Source organism: Dysgonomonas sp. HGC4 (assembly GCF_001261715.1).
Lineage (GTDB): Bacteria > Bacteroidota > Bacteroidia > Bacteroidales > Dysgonomonadaceae > Dysgonomonas_A.
Window position 1 is genome coordinate 1 of record NZ_CVRU01000074.1, and the last position, 20,045, is coordinate 20,045.

At 35.0% G+C, this 20,045-nt stretch carries 18 protein-coding genes; 8 read left to right on the forward strand and 10 right to left on the reverse strand.

What is annotated here, in order from left to right:
• Nucleotides 1–123 precede the first annotated feature (123 nt).
• Both fldA and HGC4_RS07010 read left to right on the forward strand, forming a co-directional pair.
• Nucleotides 124–624, forward strand: a complete 501-nt coding sequence (fldA, locus tag HGC4_RS07005; protein WP_050709413.1) for a flavodoxin FldA — start codon at nt 124–126, stop codon at nt 622–624.
• A gap of 51 nt (nt 625–675) precedes the next feature.
• Nucleotides 676–1,017: a DUF2023 family protein gene (locus HGC4_RS07010; RefSeq protein ID WP_050709414.1), complete on the forward strand. Its 342-nt coding sequence runs from the start codon at nt 676–678 to the stop codon at nt 1,015–1,017.
• Nucleotides 1,018–1,102: 85 nt separating this feature from the next.
• On the opposite strand, the gene HGC4_RS07015 is transcribed toward HGC4_RS07010, so the two are convergent.
• From HGC4_RS07015 to HGC4_RS07035, 5 genes are all read right to left on the reverse strand, one after another.
• Nucleotides 1,103–1,813, reverse strand: a complete 711-nt coding sequence (locus HGC4_RS07015; protein ID WP_050709415.1) for a hypothetical protein — start codon at nt 1,811–1,813, stop codon at nt 1,103–1,105.
• Nucleotides 1,814–1,899: 86 nt separating this feature from the next.
• Nucleotides 1,900–2,952, reverse strand: a complete 1,053-nt coding sequence (locus tag HGC4_RS07020; protein ID WP_050709416.1) for a CDP-glycerol glycerophosphotransferase family protein — start codon at nt 2,950–2,952, stop codon at nt 1,900–1,902.
• 10 nt (nt 2,953–2,962) lie between these two features.
• Nucleotides 2,963–3,694, reverse strand: a complete 732-nt coding sequence (locus HGC4_RS07025; RefSeq protein WP_050709417.1) for a phosphocholine cytidylyltransferase family protein — start codon at nt 3,692–3,694, stop codon at nt 2,963–2,965.
• The gene (locus tag HGC4_RS07030) at nt 3,691–4,764 is read right to left on the reverse strand and encodes a pyridoxal phosphate-dependent aminotransferase (protein ID WP_050709418.1); all 1,074 of its coding nucleotides are present in this window, start codon (nt 4,762–4,764) and stop codon (nt 3,691–3,693) included. Before HGC4_RS07030 ends, HGC4_RS07025 begins: the two co-directional genes overlap by 4 nt.
• Before the next feature lie 333 nt (nt 4,765–5,097).
• Complete coding sequence (locus tag HGC4_RS07035; RefSeq protein ID WP_050709419.1) at nt 5,098–5,736, reverse strand: nitroreductase family protein; 639 nt, start codon at nt 5,734–5,736, stop codon at nt 5,098–5,100.
• Between the two features lie 182 nt (nt 5,737–5,918).
• On the opposite strand from HGC4_RS07035, the gene HGC4_RS07040 reads away from it, so the two are divergent.
• Entirely contained in the window at nt 5,919–6,473 is a 555-nt protein-coding gene (locus HGC4_RS07040) for a hypothetical protein (RefSeq protein ID WP_050709420.1), read from the forward strand.
• A gap of 88 nt (nt 6,474–6,561) precedes the next feature.
• Here the strand turns inward: HGC4_RS07040 and HGC4_RS07045 are convergent, their stop codons facing one another.
• From HGC4_RS07045 to HGC4_RS07060, 4 genes are all read right to left on the reverse strand, one after another.
• Nucleotides 6,562–7,686 carry a TlpA disulfide reductase family protein gene (locus tag HGC4_RS07045; RefSeq protein WP_050709421.1) on the reverse strand — a complete coding sequence of 375 codons (1,125 nt, stop codon included), beginning with the start codon at nt 7,684–7,686 and terminating at the stop codon, nt 6,562–6,564.
• Nucleotides 7,687–7,717: 31 nt separating this feature from the next.
• Complete coding sequence (locus HGC4_RS07050) at nt 7,718–8,830, reverse strand: TlpA disulfide reductase family protein (protein ID WP_050709422.1); 1,113 nt, start codon at nt 8,828–8,830, stop codon at nt 7,718–7,720.
• 91 nt (nt 8,831–8,921) lie between these two features.
• Entirely contained in the window at nt 8,922–10,025 is a 1,104-nt protein-coding gene (locus HGC4_RS07055; protein WP_050709423.1) for a TlpA disulfide reductase family protein, read from the reverse strand.
• 211 nt (nt 10,026–10,236) lie between these two features.
• Nucleotides 10,237–11,550: a cryptochrome/photolyase family protein gene (locus tag HGC4_RS07060; protein ID WP_050709424.1), complete on the reverse strand. Its 1,314-nt coding sequence runs from the start codon at nt 11,548–11,550 to the stop codon at nt 10,237–10,239.
• A 204-nt stretch (nt 11,551–11,754) separates the two neighbouring features.
• Here HGC4_RS07060 and HGC4_RS07065 point away from each other — a divergent pair, with 204 nt between their 5' ends.
• The 3 genes from HGC4_RS07065 (at nt 11,755) to HGC4_RS07075 (ending at nt 14,891) form a co-directional block, all read left to right on the forward strand.
• Nucleotides 11,755–12,024, forward strand: a complete 270-nt coding sequence (locus HGC4_RS07065; protein ID WP_050709425.1) for a co-chaperone GroES — start codon at nt 11,755–11,757, stop codon at nt 12,022–12,024.
• Between the two features lie 70 nt (nt 12,025–12,094).
• Nucleotides 12,095–13,729: a chaperonin GroEL gene (gene groL / locus HGC4_RS07070; RefSeq protein WP_050709426.1), complete on the forward strand. Its 1,635-nt coding sequence runs from the start codon at nt 12,095–12,097 to the stop codon at nt 13,727–13,729.
• Nucleotides 13,730–13,982: 253 nt separating this feature from the next.
• On the forward strand, nt 13,983–14,891 hold the full coding sequence (locus tag HGC4_RS07075) for an NAD(P)-dependent oxidoreductase (RefSeq protein ID WP_050709427.1): 909 nt from the start codon (nt 13,983–13,985) through the stop codon (nt 14,889–14,891).
• A gap of 400 nt (nt 14,892–15,291) precedes the next feature.
• Here HGC4_RS07075 and pnp read toward each other — a convergent pair whose 3' ends face one another.
• Entirely contained in the window at nt 15,292–17,478 is a 2,187-nt protein-coding gene (gene pnp, locus HGC4_RS07080; RefSeq protein WP_050709428.1) for a polyribonucleotide nucleotidyltransferase, read from the reverse strand.
• A gap of 333 nt (nt 17,479–17,811) precedes the next feature.
• Here pnp and HGC4_RS07085 point away from each other — a divergent pair, with 333 nt between their 5' ends.
• The gene (locus tag HGC4_RS07085) at nt 17,812–18,258 is read left to right on the forward strand and encodes a copper resistance protein NlpE (RefSeq protein ID WP_050709429.1); all 447 of its coding nucleotides are present in this window, start codon (nt 17,812–17,814) and stop codon (nt 18,256–18,258) included.
• Nucleotides 18,259–18,656: 398 nt separating this feature from the next.
• Nucleotides 18,657–19,631, forward strand: a complete 975-nt coding sequence (locus tag HGC4_RS07090; protein ID WP_050709430.1) for a helix-turn-helix domain-containing protein — start codon at nt 18,657–18,659, stop codon at nt 19,629–19,631.
• Nucleotides 19,632–20,045: the final 414 nt, after the last annotated feature.

Below are 20,045 nucleotides of genomic sequence, written 5' to 3' on the forward strand. Positions count from 1 at the left end.
ATTAATAATGAGTATTTTATGAAAATATCCCTATTTTATGGTATTGTGTATACTCTAAAAGCCCGCTTTCTTTGTATTATTCAAAATCAATAAAATTAATTCTAAATACAAAAGAATAAAGACATGGCAAAGATAGGTATATACTATGGTTCTACAACCGGTAACACTCAAGATTTAGCAGAGCGTTTAGCAAAAGCTTTAGACGTAGCATCAGCTGACGTGCATGATGTAGCATCAGCTTCGGCAGACTTTAGTGCTTATGATGTGGTGTTGTTCGGAGGATCAACAATGGGTATGGGTGATTTTCAAGACGATTGGGAATCTTATATCGACGATGTCAAGAATGCAGACCTTAATGGTAAAAAAGTAGCTTTATTCGGCTGTGGAGACTCTTCTTCTTATAGCGACACTTTTGGTGATGCTCTAGGTAAAATTTATGAAGTGATAAAAAATAAAGGATGCGAAGTAATAGGTCGTGTATCTATCGAAGGTTATACTTTTGATAGCTCAGAGGCTATTGTTGATGGACAGTTTGTTGGATTACTTATTGATGAGGATAATGAATCTAATCTTACCGATCAGCGTGTTGCTTTATGGTTAGAGGATTTAAGAAAAGCAATTTGAGGTCGTAGACCTAATTTACAATATATGTTCCTTACCTCATAATTCTCAATTATGTTAGTATTTAATCATCATATTTACGAATTCAAAAAAGGAGTCAGAGACATGGTGCTCTGTACACTTTCCGGGAAACTGGAGGAGAAAGTAAAGGCTAAGCTCGAAAGGAATGAGATTAGTTATATGATACAGAAATTGAAGAATGGTAATATAAATGTCTTTTTTGGAAAGAAGGAATGTCTTGTAGTAGTGGACAAGCTATGTAAAGATAAGTCTTTAGACCAATTATCGGCAGAAGAAGATTTTATGATCGGTACTCTGCTTGGATATAGTGTAAGTGAACAATGCAGACGTTATTGCAAAAGAAAAAAAGAAACAAACGTCATATTCAGTTTATAGTGAATCATTTCTATTGATAGTTTTTTAGTTGATCATTAAATGCCCTAAGCTGTGAAGCTTGGGGCATTATATTTTGTAGTCCAATTTATATGGGTAAGAAATTACTCCCAAGAGTAGATTCGTCCATCGAAGCATATGAGTAGTGCTTTGGTAAGAACCAAGCTACGTATGCCATAATAGTATTAAAATGCTCTCGATCTTTAAATTTATCAGGAGTAAGATTAAATACAAGTTGTTGAGAGAATTCTTCACCCTTAGGTCGGTTGAGTAATGCTATTTTAGCATCGCTTATTTGTAAACTTTCGAAAAACATACGAAGGATAGCTCTTGTCTGAACAGGTATGATATATTCGGATGGTTGTCCCACTAATACTTTCTCTTCTTCTGCTATAACCTCATCGGATTTTTGCATATCCCAGTTGTCGGATTTTGTATAGAACTCGTTTCTTAAATGATAGTTTACGATATCACCGTATGAGAATACCCAATCAGGATTTCCTTTTTCAGGGTTTATTACTACTCCAAAACCTTGCTCTAAAAGAAAGTCAGGAATCATATTCTTGATCACATAACATTGAAATTGTTTATTAGGCTCTGGAGTGTTTAATACAAAATAAGGAAAGCCATCGGGACCACTTATTATTTGTGGATCACTACAAGCAAAACTTGCGTCGGCAACATTTTCAAAGAACTGTGCTCTCCAATTTTCGTCACGTAATTCTCCTTCAACTTTAAATAATTCGTTTAAAATTGTGGTCTTCTCCAAATCTCCGTAATATGGCTCTTTCTCGGTCATGTGTGATAGTGTATTATGTATTATTGGTATTTCTAGATTTAGTTATAATAGACTTATTTAGTCAAGTGATAAGAAAGTCTAGGATTTTATTTTCGCTTGATTTTGCCAAACTTTTTAATAGATTGGTATTTTCTCCAAAGATTGAGCTTCCGTTCTTTGGGAACACCATGTCGGGTAATATAATCTTCAACAGCAGCAAACATTCGCTCAGCTACTTTTCCGTCCAGATAAGGATCGTAGTTGTTTATAATCCACTGGCGTTTCTCTTTATATTCGTCGCTGGTTTGTACTGTCTCAAAAGCTTTGCTTAGGAGATCAATATTATCCAGATCGAGCCAGTATTTATCCTTAGCCACATTTTTATATGTAATCACCGGTTTATCTAACAATAGGAATTCGTATACTGCCGATGAGGTATCACTGATCATAATATCAGAAGCCAAAATGTATTTGGTGATATTATGGTCGTCTATCCAGATGATATTTTCGACTTCGTTAGCTAGTTGCTTATATTCTTCAACCCATTCTTGTTTTGTTAGAGGATGAAATTTGAGAAGTATAACAACATCTTTTTCTTTAGCTAATGTTTTGAGGCTTTCTTTTATAAAAGGAAGTGAGGTAAGCGATGGCGAAAAAGTAGGTGCATATAAAACAACCTTATCTTTTTTATTGTCAGCTAATAACTGTTGTTTATAGTCGTCAAAAGTATGTAGATTGTTGAAAATCCAGTCCTGACGAGTCCAACCAGTTTCAACTACTTCAAAATCTTTATATTTAGCAGCTAATTTCTTAAAGGGTTCTGTGAAGAAAGGTCCTTGTGTGAGATACATATCCAGATATCGGCGAATAACCCAATGATCTTTTTTTTCAGCAGCATACCCATGAAATATTTCGGCTTTTACGCCCGATAAATAATAGGGTACAATATTTCCGGGAACGAAAACTGCTTCGGGGAAAAAATCATAAGTTTCTTGTATCGAATTTGTCCATCTAGCCTCATCTTTAAGAGAGAAGTCAGGGATGTTTCGAGCATCTACAAACCAAAGAACTTCGTGTTGTTGGCTTTTATTTGCCTCATCTTGCAAAGGAGCAAGAATACTTACTGCGTATTTATGCTCACAAAAAAGAACGATTTTCATATCTGTCTTTTTATAATAAGTGTGAGGGTAGCTTCTTACATGCAGTTTCGAAATCTTCTACGGTATCAAGTTCCATCGAAAATATATTAGTAGTGTCTACAATATACATATCGGCTCCTTTTTCTATAATATTTTCGAAAGCTGCTTCGTAGAATATGCCTGACTGATTTTTGTTAAGAATCATATCGTCCATTTCATCAAAAAGAAGTTTGACTAATGGTGCTGAGAATTTCTCAATTCCTACCGATTCTCCAACTGCATCTTTAATGGAACAGACTTTACTTATTTCTTTTATTCTATTGGTCTCATCCACAATTACCTTTATCTCTTCATCACCTAATTCGTGAGAATTAAGAGCTAAACAGTTTTTGTGTGGAGATTCTAATAGGGCTATAATGATGGGGGAGTCAAATAGAATGTCACTATCAAGTAGCATAATATCCTGACCCTTCACTGCCTCTTTAGTCATCCAAAGAGAATATATATTGTTTGTAGAAGCATATTTTTCATTGAATATATACTCTACCTGTAGTTTTGGATAGTTGACTGAGATGTAATCTTCAATCATCTCTTTTAAATATCCGGTTACAACTACAAACTCTTTAAATCCGTTCGAAATTAGAGAATCTATGGTACGTCCTAATAAGCATTTGCTGCCTACTTCGAGCAAGCATTTAGGAGTATTATCAGTAAGAGGTCGCAGGCGTGAGGCTATGCCAGCTGCCAGAATAACTGCTTTCATTTAAGATTTGTATTAAGAGCAACTCTTCGTATTATTTCTACAACTTGTTTATTGATGGGGGTTGTTCCCAAGGTTATACGCATATGAGTACGCAAGCCTTCTTCGTTCATGAATTTTACAACGATGTTGTCTTTTTTGAATTCTTCTTGAAGTTTTTCTTTTAGTTCTGTAGGATATTTTACTAATACAAAATTAGCATCCGAATTGTATACCTTAAAGCCTTCAATCGGGTTTAAGCCTGTTTTATATAATTCTTTATCCTGCTGCATTTTTTCAGCATTCGCATTGTAGTATTCAGTAGATTGAAGTGCTGCAATACCTAATTTTTCAGTTAGTTTGTTATATCCCAGATACATTGTGCTGAAATTGGTGAATTTTTTAAGACCATCGCCCATAAATCCATAACCCAAACGCAAACCGGGAAGTCCGTAAAACTTAGAGAATGTACGGATAATAAGCAAATTAGGAAACTCTTTTATCAGTTTCGAAATGTATGTAATATCTTTATTTGCAAAAGATGTATATGCTTCATCAATAACTACAATCGTATCTTTACCTAAGCTCGAAATTATATCCTTCATTTCATCTACTGAAAGAGAATTTCCAGTAGGATTATTGGGACTAGCCAATAAAACAATATCGGGGTTTTCGGCTTCCGCTATTTTCTTTATTTCCGGAATATTATATTTAAAATCATATCCATCTTCATAAAGTGGATACATTATCGTTTTTCCGTTTACCTCATCTGCAATAGATTTATAGTACCACCACGAGAATGTGGGAATAAGTATCTTACGTTGCTGATGTCCTTGACTAAGAAAGCAATGAATAATACCTTTCAGAATATCTTCTCCACCATATCCTAATACTACATTTTGTTCGGCAACATTATACATGTCTCCGATGTATTGAGATAGCTCGCTTTTTATTCCATGTTGAAAACAGCGGGTGTAGGTACATAAATCCTGAGGATTGAATTCTTTCAGAACTTTTGCTACAAGTGGAGATACTTCGTAGCTGTACTCATTTCGGTCGAGGTATATTAAACCTTTTGTTTCTGAATTACTCATAAGTCATAATTAATGAAACACTGTAAGTTCTAGTACTAGACTGATCTCAAGGCAAACCAATCTCAATTCTATTGATGGAATATAGAAGGGTAGCCAAAGTGTTTTTAAATTTGCTTGCAAAGGTATTAAAATAACATGATAAAAATTGAGTGTTTTGTGTTACTAATATAAAAATACTTTTCGGACTAATGATCTGCGATATACAGATGAGCCCCATCTCTTATAGATTAATTTCTATGCTAAAGTAAAGCAGGTGATATCTCCAACGTTTATTTCAAGGAAGATCTTTTTACTCGTATTGCTATATCGAAAACTGTTTAATCCGAGTTTGGCTTATACCCATTGGGTAATCTCATCTGCGGAGAAACGGATAGAGTCGTGCCCCTCTTCGTCAGCCTTTCCTATTGATATTAGTAAAATAGGTATGTAACGTTTCGTATCTAAGCCCAATGCCTCCGTTAATTCCAATTTTTGATATCCTCCGATAGGATTTGTATCGTAACCATATCCTTTGGCGGCTAACATTATTTGCATACATACAAGTCCTCCATCAAGTAGCAGAGTATCTTTTATTCTCTCGTCGGTAAATACTGATCGGTAGGCTTCGTATTTTTCAAGAGCCGATCTTTTATTCTCTTCGGTAATTAAACCAAATCGTACTGCTGCCGAAAATATTTCATCTGCATATGTGAAGTTTTCTCTGTCTCCAAATACTGCAATAACAGCCGAAGATGTTTCGCACTGCAATTGATTGAACATAATATGTGAACTTAGTAGTTTCTTACCTTCTTCGGACTCTATTATTACAAAACGCCAAGGTTGAAGATTTAATGATGAAGGAGCAGTTAATGCATCCTGCAAAATATTACTCATTTCTTGTTTGCTGATTTTTACGGTAGGGTTGTATTTTCTAATTGTGCGGCGTTCTTGCATTATTTTATTTGCAGGATTTTTGACTCTTTTTATTTCCATGGTGCAGAGATGTGTTTTTATAATTACTGATAGGTTATCTAATTAAACAAAGATAAAGGAAATAGGTCGAAAATCTTATCTTTGCTCCTTATATATTGGCTTAGAAAAACTTACTGAGAGGTTTGTGTGTTCTATAGTGATTGATATTACAATAAATGTTTTACTATACTTAATAAGAAATAATGAAGAGTAAGAATATTATATTTCCTGTATTTTGTATGTTGATTGTCGGTCTTTTGTTTTCATGTAAAAGCGACAACGTATATGATGAGATGCCCGTCGGTAAAGATCTGACTGTTGCCTACGAAAAATTACTTAAGCAAAATAAATTGACGAAAGATTCAACAGCGTGTTTTCTTGAAATAGGGTCAAATTTTGTTATATATCCCGATAATAAAGTCGAACAGAATCAGGCCTCTGTTTATATTATTGTAGACCAGAAAGGGAAAGGTCTGTATAAATACATCTATAATATGACCAGCGACAAGTTTGATTCGTATAATGTAAAAATGGAAGACGACTCTGTGAGTGGCTTTTTTGCTCACCAAATATTCCTTTCATTTGAAAGCTTAGATATAGTAAGGGATAGCTTGCTGAAAAAATCAGAGATCGCTAATCCTAAAATAGCAAACCTTCGTTTCTATATAAGTCCATTGTCTAATAGACCCGAAGTAGAAGCAGTGGTGGAGGATATTGACAATCCAGATAATTCCAAAACTATTACTTCAAGTAATTGAAGGAGTAAGAAACAGTTTATATAAAATCAAAAAGAGCCTGAATCTAATCCGATTCGGGCTCTTTTTGATTTGGAAGCGTAGTTCTTTCTTATTTCATTAGCTCAGCTAATTTCGATAATAATTCACTAGCATGTATGTCTTTTGCAATAATCTTGCCTTCCTTATCTAGTAGTACAGTGTGAGGAATACTATTTACTGCATAAGCTGCTCCTAATTCGGTTTTCCAACCCTTAAGATCTGATACTTGAGGCCATGTGATGTTTAGGTCTTTAATCCCTTTTTCCCATGCTGCTTTATCATCATCCAATGATACTCCTACAATTTCGAAGCCTTTGTTTTTATATTGCTTGTAAGCTTCTACAACAGTTGGCATGTCTTTGCGACAAGGAGGACACCATGATGCCCAAAAGTCAACAAGTACATATTTTCCTTTTCCTGCATAATCAGACAATGAAAGTTCTTTACCATCGGGAGTAGTACCTTTTATATCAATAAATTGTTTTCCTACTTCTGTTCCTTCGAGAGCTTGAAGTCGTTTTTCCAATTTCTGAACTCTAGCGCTTGCTTTAACTTTAGTGTCAAGAGAAGGTAATAATTCTTTTAATTGAGTAGCATCAAACGATACCCCTCTATCTATAAGTACATATACTCCAAAAGGGTTTGTAATGTTGGCTTTGGTGAAGTCAAACACTTCTTTTTTCAAACCATTATATAAAGAATCATACTTATTATCTAACTCTTTTTCGTATTCAGGAGTTAAAGTTCCAGCCTTTTCAGCTTCTTTACCTAGTTTCGATAATTCGCGAAGTTGGTTATTGATTGCATTTCTTTTATTTGAGAATTCTTGATATTTATCATTCAAAGCAGTTCCTTTTACAGTAACCACAAATGCTGTATCAATAGAAACATCAATATTGCCACTTTCAATTGCTACTGGCACAGGTCTGGATAAACCTTCTGTTGAAATAAAACGAAGAGCAGGACTTTGTTCTGCTATGCCTTTAAATATGAAAGTTCCGTTCTGCACAGTTGTTGTGTCAACAGATACAAACTCTCCCGTATTCTCATCGATTATTTGTAGAAAAATCTCTAAACTGTCAGATCCTCCCGATATATTTCCGGTAAGAGTATACTCTTTCGAATTTGGTTGTCCTGTACATGCTGCCATCAATATAATAGTGGCAGCAAAAAGTAGAGATGAAATCTTTTTCATAAATATTCAGTAATTTAAAATTAGTATAGACTTATTTTAATAACTCATTAATCTTGTTGTCAAGCTCTTGTCCTCTTAGATTTTCAGCTACAATTGTACCGTCTTTGTCAATTAGTACAGTGAAAGGAATACTTCTTACATTATATGGAGCGCCTAATTCACTATCCCAACCTTTAAGGTCTGACATATTAGGCCAAGTCATATTCAGGTTCTTGATTGCAGCAGTCCATTTGCTATTGTCTTCATCTAATGACATACCTACGATTTCGAAACCTTTGCTTTTGTATTTGTTATAAGCTGCAACTACATGAGGCATTTCTTTAATACAAGGTCCACACCAAGAAGCCCAAAAGTCAACTAAAACAACTTTACCTTTTCCAGCATAATCCGATATTGCAATAGTTTTGCCTTCTGGAGTTTTGCCTTTAACATCGATAAATTTTTGTCCTACAAAACTACCTTGTTGAGCTTGAGCTTGCTGACCGCCATTATCCATTCCAAGAAGATTGTTGATAGTCTTTTGGTATTCGGGGCTTGCCAGTTTAAGTATTTCTTGAACTTGAGCTTCGTCAAAAAGATCAATAAACGAAACAAAGTAAAACTCTCCGATTCTATTGTTTATATTTTCTTTAATAAAGTCGTAACCAATTGTGCTCATTTCTTTTTGTAGCTCATGCATTTGGTCGATATATGTTTGACGTTCGTTAGGATCTGCTACCTGAGCAGCCTGTCTGTCTACACCTTCCATTTTTTTAGCAACAACTGCCAGTTTATCAAAGAATACTTGACTTTTCTCATTTAGAGGAGTACCTTTTACTTTAGGAACACTGTCGATATACATATCAATATTTCCTTTTTCGTAAACAAAAGGAATACCGTTTGGAGTACCTTCAGCTGCCTCTTTAACTACAATATAAGCAACGCCAACTTCTGTTGAATCGTTAAGGATAAATTTAAATGCACCATCTTTTACTACAGTAGAGTCTACTGGTTGAAAGGGAGCATTGAAGTCTTTCATCGTTAATAGATAGACTTGTTTCCCGTCATTGTTAGCATTTGCAAATTTACCGTTCAGCTCACTTTTCTGAGAGCATGCTGATAATAGCAATGCTATGGCTGGCAATAGATATAGGAATCTTTTCATGTTAATTATTTTTATATTTAATATTTTGAAATTTTATTTTGAGTAATATACAGGCGGATTACACTTTCTGAGCAAGAAAAAGGTCTGCGATCTAATCTAGCAACTCTTGCAATTTATTTAGTAGCTGAGTACCTCTAAGGTTGCTATCTATTATCTTGCCATCTTGGTCTATCAATAAAGTGTATGGAATACTGTCAATGCCGTATAATTTAGCAGCAGCACTTTTCCATCCTTTAAGATCCGACATCTGAGGCCAAGTCATATTCAGGCGATCAATAGCACCAAGCCATCTCGCTTGATCTTCGTCCATAGATACACCCACAATCTCGAAACCTTTGTCTTTGTACTGATTGTATGCTTCTATTACATGAGGCATTTCCTTGATACATGGTCCACACCACGATGCCCAAAAGTCTATCAATACAACTTTGTGCTTACCGACATAATCGGACAAGGATATATTGTTACCCATTGGATCTTTTAGTGTGATGTCTTTATATGGAGCTCCTGCAACTTTTAAATTTTTAGCTTCATAATAAGAAATCACTTGTTGACCTAAGTCGCTATTTCTGAATTCGGGTCTCATTAAAGAGGTCAATTCTAATACTTGATCAGGTGTTAGAACTTCAAACGATGATAGAGCTATAAACTCACCTAAGTCATTATTGATATTTTCCTTAGCAAAACTATATCTGCTTTCTTGTAGTTCTTTCATTATTGCCTGACCTTCCTTCATCATTTTATCTTGATTGCCGGAGGTTTGTAGTAATTGAGAGTACTTCTGAACAACGGTCTCTATCTCATTGTTCAAAGAATCTTGTAAATTAGAAAAATCCTGGAAGCTATTGTTTCGTGGAGTTCCTTTAATTTTATTTTTTTGTCCTATTGCAAGAACTATTTCACCTGGTTCAGCCAGAAAAAAAGCAGGGGCATAGTTAATAGGCGCTTCTGTTGAAATAAATCTTAATGCGGGTTCTTTTGCTTGGGCAGCTTTTGTAAAGCTAAAACTGTTGTCTTTAACCGTTGTGCTATCAATATTGACGAATCCGTCTCTAGTATCATTCAACTGCTGCAAATACACTTTCTTTCCGTTGTATTGATTGTCCTCGATACTTCCCTTAAGGGTATATGTTGTGTTCTGAGCGTAGATTGCTGATGAAATAAATAAAAATAAACCTAATGCTTTTCCGTACATAAATACTTTTTATATTAAAGGCTTTAACCCTTTTTGTTACTTAACTAAGTATAGGTGTAACCTATCGTTATAATTAAACGATGTTCTAAAAAAAACGCACTTTTACTTAATTTATAAACAAAAGTAGGGAAAGTATTTGATTAGTAAGTAGAACGATATATATTTTAAGTAATCTTAGATTTATAAATACTTTATAATTTAAACAGTACGTTTATTTTTTCAAGGCATTACTATATACATCAAGTGCTCTTTTTCTTGCAAACTCATGATTGACAATCGGAGGGATATAATTTAAAGGATCAAAATCAGGTATCCACCTTTTGATATATTCTAAGTGTTTATCAAACTTTTCTGTTTGTAGCTGTGGATTAAATATTCTGAAATAAGGTACAGCATCACAGCCGCTACTGGCTGCCCATTGCCAGCCACCATTATTAGCTGCAAAATCAAAATCGAGCAACTTATTGGCAAAGTAGGCTTCGCCCCATCTCCAATCAATTAATAAATGTTTGATGAGAAATGAAGCTGTAATCATTCGTATACGATTGTGCATAAAACCGGTCTCATTAAGCTGTCTCATACCTGCATCTACTATTGGATAACCTGTCTTTCCTTCGCACCACGCTGTAAATTCAGTTTCATTGTTTCTCCATACAATTTCGTCATACTGAGGTTTGAATGCCTGGCCCTTACATATGTGAGGGAAGTGCCATGTAATAGCATGATAAAACTCTCTCCAGATTAGTTCATTAAGGAAAGTATCATTTATGGATTGTGCCTTTGCTATAAGTTTGCGTATACTTATAGTTCCGAATCGTAAATGAATACCTAATCGGGAAGTTCCCTCTATTGAGGGATAATCACGTTGTTGATTATAGTTTTTGATTAAATGATCACTAACTTCTATTGGAGGAAATATGAGTCCTCTTCGTTGAGTAAACCCTAAATCGGATAGGCTCGGAATATTGTCATTCTCAAATTTATAGAAATTAGAAAAGAAATCTCTATTGTCAAATGATTGTAAATGTACTGGTTGAATATGTTGTTTCCATCGTTTACTATATGGAGTGAAAACAGTATAAGGTGTTCCGTCGTCTTTTAGAATGTCCTCTTTACTGAAAATAACCTGATCTTTGAAACTTAGGAAATCAATATCTTTTTTTCGTAGGAAATTTTCAATATCAGTATCTCGCCTTCGTGCCGAAAGTTCGTAATCTTCATTTATGTATACAGCCTTGATTGTATACTGTTTACAAAGATTGTCAAAAAACACTTCAGGTGTTGAATGATCTATTTCTATAGAACTTCCATAACCCCTTAATTCTTTTTGTAAGATTTGCAGTTGCTGATGAATAAATTCTACTTGCGCATTCTCGGGTGTTTCAAACTGTTTAAGAATATCAGTGTCGAAAATGAAGATAGGCAAAACTGGATACTGACTTTTCAAAGCATGATAAAGTCCTGTATTATCATCAAGGCGTAAGTCTCTGCGAAACCAAAAAATAACAATAGGGTCAGACTTCATTAGAATAGTTTATTTTTATATTTAGGCAGATATAGATATACTGCTAACTAATAGCTGAAATATAACAAAACGACATCTTGTCGTTTTAGTTGTATGATTCACTCTGTCGTTTTGGCAGTATCTTATTTTGGCATAGATTTCGCTATAGTTTGACTGAGTATAATCAATATCAAATATAACAAACAAATAATAAAAATTAGAATTATGAGTATTAAACCTTTAGCAGATAGAGTGCTTGTTAAGCCAGCTGCGGCAGAAGAAAAAACTGTAGGAGGAATCATTATTCCTGATACTGCAAAAGAAAAACCATTGAAAGGTGAAGTTGTTGCTGTAGGTAACGGAACTAAAGACGAAGATATGGTATTGAAAGCAGGAGATCAGGTACTTTATGGTAAATATGCCGGTACTGAAATAGAATTGGAAGGCGAAAACTTTCTGATTATGCGTCAGTCTGATGTACTTGCTATTATTTAAGTATTCCAAGTAATGAAAAGGTCTGAGACCTTAAATTTATCTCTAACGTTTTAAAGAATTAGAAAAAATCATGGCTAAAGAAATTAAATTTAATATTGATGCTCGCGACGAACTAAAAAAAGGCGTCGATGCATTAGCAAATGCAGTAAAAGTAACCTTAGGTCCTAAAGGTCGTAATGTTATTGTAGAAAAAAAATTCGGTGCACCTCATATCACTAAAGACGGTGTAACTGTAGCAAAAGAAGTAGAATTGGAATGCCCATTCCAAAACATGGGAGCTCAACTTGTAAAAGAAGTAGCTTCTAAAACTAACGATGATGCAGGTGACGGAACAACTACTGCAACTGTACTTGCTCAATCAATCATCAGTGTTGGTTTGAAAAACGTAACAGCGGGTGCTAACCCAATGGATTTGAAACGTGGTATCGACAAAGCTGTTGCTAAAGTTGTTGCTAACTTGAAATCTCAATCGGTTGCAGTTGGCGACGATTTGCAAAAAATAGAGCACGTAGCTAAAATTTCGGCAAATGGCGATGAAACTATCGGTAAGCTGATTGCTGAGGCTATGGGTAAAGTGAAAAAAGAAGGTGTAATTACTGTAGAAGAAGCAAAAGGTACTGAAACTTACGTAGATGTAGTTGAAGGTATGCAATTCGACAGAGGTTATATATCTCCATATTTTGTGACAGATACTGAAAAAATGGAAGCTGATTTAGAGAATCCATATGTTCTTATTTATGACAAAAAGATTTCGGTATTGAAAGATATTCTGCCAATACTAGAAAAAACAGTTCAATCTGGACGTCCTTTATTGATTATTGCAGAAGACATCGATTCTGAAGCATTAACTACTTTGGTAGTTAACCGTCTTCGTGGTTCGTTGAAAATTGCAGCAGTAAAAGCTCCAGGATTTGGCGACCGTCGTAAGGAAATGTTGGAAGACATTGCAGTTCTTACAGGTGGTGTAGTTATTTCAGAAGAAAAAGGTATTAAATTAGATGCAGCTACTATCGACATGCTTGGTACTGCTGATAAGATTACTATCAACAAAGACAATACTACAATTGTAAACGGAGCAGGAGATAAAGCTGCAATCGCTTCACGTGTAGGTCAAATCAAAACTCAAATCGAAAAAACAACTTCGGATTACGATCGTGAAAAACTTCAAGAGCGTCTTGCTAAATTAGCAGGTGGTGTTGCAGTTCTTTACGTAGGAGCTCCATCAGAAGTTGAAATGAAAGAGAAAAAAGATCGTGTAGATGATGCTCTATCTGCAACTCGTGCTGCTATCGAAGAAGGTACAGTACCTGGAGGTGGTGTTGCATACATTCGCGCAATTGAATCTCTTGAAGGTTTGAAAGGCGAAAATGAAGATGAAACTACTGGTATCGAAATCATCAAACGTGCTATCGAAGAGCCACTTCGTCAGATTGTAAACAACTGTGGAAGAGAAGGTGCTGTAGTAGTACAAAAAGTACGTGAAGGAAAAGGAAACTTCGGATACAATGCTCGTCTTGATATCTATGAAGACTTAGTAGCATCAGGAGTTATCGACCCAGCTAAAGTAGCACGTGTAGCACTTGAAAATGCTGCATCTATCGCAGGTATGTTCTTAACAACAGAATGTATTATCGCAGATAAGAAAGAAGAAAATGCAGGTCCAGCAATGCCTCCTATGGGTGGCGGAATGGGTGGAATGATGTAATTCGTCATTCGCTGTAATAAAGAATTAATGATAAAAAACGCTTTCGGATATTTCCGAAAGCGTTTTTGTTTTATTGATATAGATAGGGTAGTAGATATAGTAACTTTTTAGGTAAATTGGTTTTTATTAGGTATGTTTGAAGCTTACTAATACTCTATTAGTGCTAATATGTTGTAGTTAACCTCTACAGCTATTTTTATGATTGGACGAAAAGATCTGATACCTTAATTATATATTTAAAAAATAATCTTCTATGAAATTTCAAAAAATAACGATGATCGATGCTTGTCGTTTAACAGAGAATGCAATTCCTGAAATTCAAAAACTATCAACCGAACCTCTTCAATTATATTGGAGCTATCCTTCGTCAGAAGAAGAGGTAATTGAACGGATTGGTGATAGCGATTGCATTTTGGTGAGCTTTCAAACACGACTTACTCCTGCAATTATAGCTGCTGTTCCCAACCTCAAATATATTGGTATGTGTTGTAGTCTTTTTAGCGAAGAAACGTCTAGTGTTGATATTCCAGCTTCAAGAGAGCGAGGTATCGTTGTAAAAGGCGTAAAAGATTACGGAGACGAAGGTGTTGTTGAGTTTATCTTTAGTCAATTGATCAATCTAGGCAAAGGATATGGCAAATATCAATGGAGAGAAGAACCTAGCGAACTTGGAGGAAAGAGTATTGGTATAATTGGTATGGGTACTTTAGGTAAGATGGTTGCTGCAGCTGCTCGCTCATTCGGAATGAAGGTTTACTATTATAGCAAAACGCGCAAAGCTGATGAAGAGGCTAGAGGATCGGAGTTTTTACCTCTTAAAGATTTGATGGCTGCAAGTGATGTTGTTACTCTGCACTTACCTCGTTATACTGTTCTTGTCAATGAAGAAGAATTTGCATGTAGGAAGAAAAATTCGGTATTCATTAATACATCCTTTGGTCCTTTATTCGATAAAGATGCTTTTGTTAAGTTTATGAATGCAGACAAAACTTCTTTTGCATTTTTCGATGCAGATGGAGCAGGGGTGTATTATAAAGAATTTTCAGAAATGGAGAATATTGTACTTTATGATAAGTCGGCAGGCTTTACAAGAGAATCTAAAGAGCGGTTATCTCAAAAGGCAATAGAGAATATGGTTTCTTTTTTGAAAGACGGAAAATAAGGTCTTAGCTTATGGTCTATTATTCATAAAATAGACTGTATATCAGAAGTGGAAATTTAGGCTGTTAGATAAATAATAAATATGTCCATATGTTGATTATTCATATGGACATATTTGTTTTTTTAGCGACCTGTATGGGTATTGACTAGCTGTGAAACTTTTTATTCAGCAGGTAGGTTAAGAATCATTTTTTCGCAAAACAATATACTCTTTGGCATGTTCTACAAATTGATAAGTATAGAATCCACTGGTATCTGAATTACGATAAGTAATCATAACCTTATGTGAAAATGTTAAATGGGTTTACTATTTTATAGTATTGATTCCTACATATTAATATGAAAATAGGCTACTCCAATTGGAGTAGCCTATTTCTATATTAATAGAATCTTTGATTCTTTTATTCAGCAGCAGGAGCTTCTGTTTGAGGAGCATCACCTTCTTTTTTTACTACAGGTCTGTCAGGACGAGGAGGGCGAGGAAGAAGAGCTTTACGTGATAGTTTTATTTTGCCTGTTTTAGCATCAACATCTACCAGTTTTACTTCTATCATATCACCTTCTTTAAGACCTGATTCTTCGATTGTTTCAACACGATCCCAAGATAGTTCCGAGATGTGAAGTAAACCGTCTTTTCCAGGTAAGAATTCGCAGAAAGCACCGTATGGCATTATTGAGCGAACTTTTGCAGTGTATATTTCTCCAATTTCAGGAACTGTAACAATACCTTTAATTCGAGCCATTGCAGCATCAATAGAAGCTTTATTGGTTGCAGATATTTCTACACGACCTTGGTTATCTACTTCTTCGATAGTTACAGTCGCACCAGTTTCTTCTTGAATACCTTGTATGATTTTTCCACCAGGTCCGATAACTGCGCCGATAAATTCTTTAGCAATCATTACGATCTCGATACGTGGAGCATTTGGTTTAAGATCTTCTCTTGGTCCGGATAGAGTTTCCAATACCTTACCTAAGATGTGTAAACGACCTTCACGAGCTTGGTTCAATGCTTTTTCTAAGATTTCAAAAGACAATCCGTCTACTTTTATATCCATTTGAGTAGCAGTGATACCATCTTTTGTTCCACAAACTTTAAAGTCCATGTCTCCCAAGTGATCTTCGTCTCCTAAAATATCAGAAAGTACAGCGAAGTTTGTTCCTTTTTTCTCAGAAATAAGACCCATTGCGATACCTGTTACAGGTTTCTTAATGGTTACCCCAGCATCCATAAGAGCTAGAGTTCCAGCACATACAGTTGCCATTGAAGATGATCCGTTAGATTCCAAGATGTCAGATACGATACGTATTACATATGGATAGTTTGCAGGAATCATTGGTTTCAAAGCACGGTGTGCCAAGTTTCCGTGACCAATTTCGCGACGACCTACGCCTCTTTGTGGACGAGCTTCACCGGTAGAAAATGGAGGGAAGTTATAATGTAACAAGAAACGTTCTTTACCGTTGAATAATACATCATCGATAATTTTCTCGTCTAATTTAGTACCTAAAGTAACAGTTGTCAACGATTGAGTTTCACCACGAGTGAAGATAGCCGATCCGTGAGCTCCTGGTAGATAATCTACTTCAGACCAGATTGGACGAATCTCAGTAGTCTTACGACCATCAAGACGTTTTCCTTCATCAAGGATAGAACGACGCATAGCTTCTTTCTCAACATCGTGATAGTAACGAGAGATCAAGGCACCTTTTTCTGCTAACTCCTCAGGAGTTAAAGCTGCTTTATATTCGTCAACAATTGCTTTGAAGTTAGCAATACGTTCGTGTTTGTTTGTGTTACATGATGCAGCAACAACATATGCTTTATCATAACATTTTTCCCAAACGTCTTTGCGTAAATCTTCGTCATTTACTTCATGACAGTATTCTCTTTTTACAGTTGTACCACATAGCTCCATCAATTCGATTTGAGCTTGGCATTGTACTTTGATAGCTTCGTGTCCAACTTTGATAGCTTCAAGCATTTCTGCTTCCGAAACTTCTTTCATTTCGCCTTCCACCATCATAATATTGTCGATAGTAGCACCAACCATAATGTCCATATCTGCTTGTGCAAGCTGTTGGAATGTAGGGTTTACTACAAATTTTCCATCAATACGACCTACTCTAACTTCTGAGATAGGACCGTTGAAAGGAATATCCGATACGGCTAGAGCTGCAGAAGCTGCAAGTCCTGCCAGCGCATCAGGCATATCTATGCCATCTGAAGAGAACATTGTTATAGTAACAAATACTTCAGCATGGTAATTGTCGGGGAATAGAGGACGTAGTACTCGGTCGACTATTCGACATACTAGGATTTCAGAATCCGAAGCACGCCCTTCTCTTCGAAGGAAACCTCCGGGATAGCGACCTGCAGCAGCAAACTTCTCTTTATATTCAACTTGCAAAGGCATAAAATCTACACCTGGATTTGCATCTTTTGCGGCACACACAGTTGCCAATAACATGGTGTCACCCATTCTTAGCATTACAGAACCATCTGCCTGTTTTGCTAATTTACCTGTTTCTAAGGTGATAGACCTTCCATCACCTAAATCGATACTTTTTGTAATCGGTTTAATCATAATTCTTTTTTACTTCTTAAAATCGCATAAAGTTACTCAAAGTTTTTTAATTATTGTGCTGACAGATAGATTAAAGACAATGAAGTTATCTCTACTTTTTATTTTAATGTTGGATTTTTAGTAGGTGAGCATATAATTTTTCTGTTTTATACTTGTATGATCCAGGTAAAGATGGAGGTGTATTTCGTCAGAAATGGAAAAAGTATATCTATAAGAATACTTATTTTTGGAAATTTATATATATACTTGTTAACTTTTTAAAGAAAGGTAAACCTTTTCAGTTTTCGGGCTGTTATATTTTACCAAAAGCTAGAAATTTAAATATTTAATAATATGAAAAAGGGAATTGTTTTATTGTTTTCGGTAGTCTTATTTAGTTGTAATAACAAACCTCAACAAGCAGGGCAACCAGATGGTGCTACTTTACAAGGATCGGATACGGTAACAGTGGTGGATGATGAGCACAATGCTATGAATTCGCTTGATTATAAAGGAGTGTATAAGGGAGTTTTACCAACAGCTTCGGGTAGTGGTATGGATGTAATGATTGAATTGGCCGATAGTACTTACAATAAAAAGATACTTTATGTAGGAAAAGGTGATAAGGCTTTTTATACCAAAGGAGCTTATTCGTGGAACAAGGAAGGTAATACTATTACTTTAGAAGGAGAAGATAAACCAAATCAATATTTTGTAGGTGAGAATACTTTGACTCAACTTGATATTGATGGTAATAAAATAAAGGGAGAGATTGAAGAAGATTATATCCTAAGAAAATAAGAAAAAAGTAAGAAAAAAGAGAAAAGAGACTTCTATCATGTGATAGTTGTCTCTTTTTTTTATTTTCGTAAAAAAAAGTCTCTATTGTGTCACCTTGTTGTTTTAACGATTGTAATGTTGAACTAATTTTCTTTTTAAATGTTTCTATATCACAAGCTGGCTGGGCATTATATGCTAATGGTTAAGTAGGTCTGTGGTCTTTATGGGAAGATATTACGAGAAAGAACCCCGCATTTTTAAATATTATAATTTATGGATGTAATAATAGGTGATATTTTTTGTTAAACGCGGCTTTGCCTCTTTTTATTTAACATTGAGGAGCTATCGAATATTTTAGAATTTTAATTAATAGATTTTATTTAATACTTATAAACGTTAGTCATCCATTTTTGAAAAGTATGAAGGACAAATACAATTTAAATGATCAGGTTGTTTCTGCGATAAAAGGTTCAATCCCTAAGAATAGTAATGTTATTAATGAGTTGATGGATGTTTTGCCTATTGGTAAAGAGGCAATTTATCGGAGGTTGAGAGGTGAGGTTCCTTTTACTTTTGAAGAGATTGCTAAATTGTCTTTGCATATGGGTTTTTCTTTGGACGCTATTTTGGGAGTGAAAAATCAGGAAAGAGCTGTCTTTCATCTTAATATGTTGGATGTTAACAATCTTATGGAAGATTATTGTTCGAGGCTTAACGATTATATTCAATTTTTTCAAAGGATGAGCTCTCAAAAACAGTTAAAAGCTGTATTTGCTTTTAATACACTTCCATATTCTTTTTACTTGCCTTTCGAGAATCTTTCTCGATTCCGACTTTACCGATGGTTTTACCAAGCAAGTAATACACAGTCTTACGTCTCCTTTTCCGAATTACAGTTTACTCAGGAAGTTCTGGATATGCAGGCTGCTTTTATCAAAGAGAGTAGAAGTATTCAAGAAGCGATGCATATTTTGGATCGAGATATATTTAATTCAGTAATTAAGGATATAAATTATTTTTTTAAATTAAATCTAATTACCCCTGAAGAGCTTGAATTGTTGAAAAGTGATCTTTTCGCATTAATAAATGAATTGGAAGTTATTGCAATATCGGGGATGTATAAGACTGGTACAAAGGTTTCTCTCTATTTGGCTAATGTTAATCTAGAGGCATCGCATTCTCATATAGAGTCTGATGTTGTGGGTTACTCTCATCTTAGAGTGTTAGCTGTAAATGGTCTTGATTCTCAAAATTCGAAAGTGTCAGATGCTCAAAAAAATTGGATTGAGTCTCTTAAGCGTTGTTCTACTTTGATCACGCAGAGTGGAGAGGTCGATAGATTTGCTTTTTTTAGAAAGCAGAGAATAGCTGTTGCAAATGTTGGGCGAGATTAATCCTTTTTTTATACTATTTCTCTCTTTTTTATAATTTAAATATATTCTTCTTTTTGGAGGAGCTTAGTATGTTTAGCGTCCTCTTTTCATTTTTAGATGTTGTTTTTAGTTGGTTTGTGCCTGTTTTAGATTATTTTTTTTCTAGAAACTCCTTTTTTGTCAATTTTCGCCACCTTTTTTCTGAAATTGGTTGCGATAAATATAGTAAAAACACTAAATATAGTGATTGACTTGTGCAATTAATATATACTTTTACTCCCCGGAAAATAGTAAATCAAAAGGTATGTTATTAAAAAAAAAGGAAGATGTGAATCAATGAATATCTTTCCCTCCATCTTAAAAATTCAAGTCTCTTTATTGTATTTCAAAGTGCAAGCTTGTTAATTTGTGCTACTTGAATAATCTATTGATATT

Coding starts and splice junctions, on each gene's coding strand:
- HGC4_RS07090 (WP_050709430.1), top strand. CDS start 18,657: ATGAAGGACAAATACAATTTAAATGATCAGGTTGTTTCTGCGATAAAA.
- HGC4_RS07040 (WP_050709420.1), top strand. CDS start 5,919: ATGAAGAGTAAGAATATTATATTTCCTGTATTTTGTATGTTGATTGTC.
- HGC4_RS07055 (WP_050709423.1), bottom strand. CDS start 10,025: ATGTACGGAAAAGCATTAGGTTTATTTTTATTTATTTCATCAGCAATC.
- pnp (WP_050709428.1), bottom strand. CDS start 17,478: ATGATTAAACCGATTACAAAAAGTATCGATTTAGGTGATGGAAGGTCT.
- fldA (WP_050709413.1), top strand. CDS start 124: ATGGCAAAGATAGGTATATACTATGGTTCTACAACCGGTAACACTCAA.
- HGC4_RS07085 (WP_050709429.1), top strand. CDS start 17,812: ATGAAAAAGGGAATTGTTTTATTGTTTTCGGTAGTCTTATTTAGTTGT.
- HGC4_RS07010 (WP_050709414.1), top strand. CDS start 676: ATGTTAGTATTTAATCATCATATTTACGAATTCAAAAAAGGAGTCAGA.
- HGC4_RS07050 (WP_050709422.1), bottom strand. CDS start 8,830: ATGAAAAGATTCCTATATCTATTGCCAGCCATAGCATTGCTATTATCA.
- HGC4_RS07060 (WP_050709424.1), bottom strand. CDS start 11,550: ATGAAGTCTGACCCTATTGTTATTTTTTGGTTTCGCAGAGACTTACGC.
- HGC4_RS07035 (WP_050709419.1), bottom strand. CDS start 5,736: ATGGAAATAAAAAGAGTCAAAAATCCTGCAAATAAAATAATGCAAGAA.
- groL (WP_050709426.1), top strand. CDS start 12,095: ATGGCTAAAGAAATTAAATTTAATATTGATGCTCGCGACGAACTAAAA.
- HGC4_RS07030 (WP_050709418.1), bottom strand. CDS start 4,764: ATGAGTAATTCAGAAACAAAAGGTTTAATATACCTCGACCGAAATGAG.
- HGC4_RS07025 (WP_050709417.1), bottom strand. CDS start 3,694: ATGAAAGCAGTTATTCTGGCAGCTGGCATAGCCTCACGCCTGCGACCT.
- HGC4_RS07075 (WP_050709427.1), top strand. CDS start 13,983: ATGAAATTTCAAAAAATAACGATGATCGATGCTTGTCGTTTAACAGAG.
- HGC4_RS07015 (WP_050709415.1), bottom strand. CDS start 1,813: ATGACCGAGAAAGAGCCATATTACGGAGATTTGGAGAAGACCACAATT.
- HGC4_RS07020 (WP_050709416.1), bottom strand. CDS start 2,952: ATGAAAATCGTTCTTTTTTGTGAGCATAAATACGCAGTAAGTATTCTT.
- HGC4_RS07065 (WP_050709425.1), top strand. CDS start 11,755: ATGAGTATTAAACCTTTAGCAGATAGAGTGCTTGTTAAGCCAGCTGCG.
- HGC4_RS07045 (WP_050709421.1), bottom strand. CDS start 7,686: ATGAAAAAGATTTCATCTCTACTTTTTGCTGCCACTATTATATTGATG.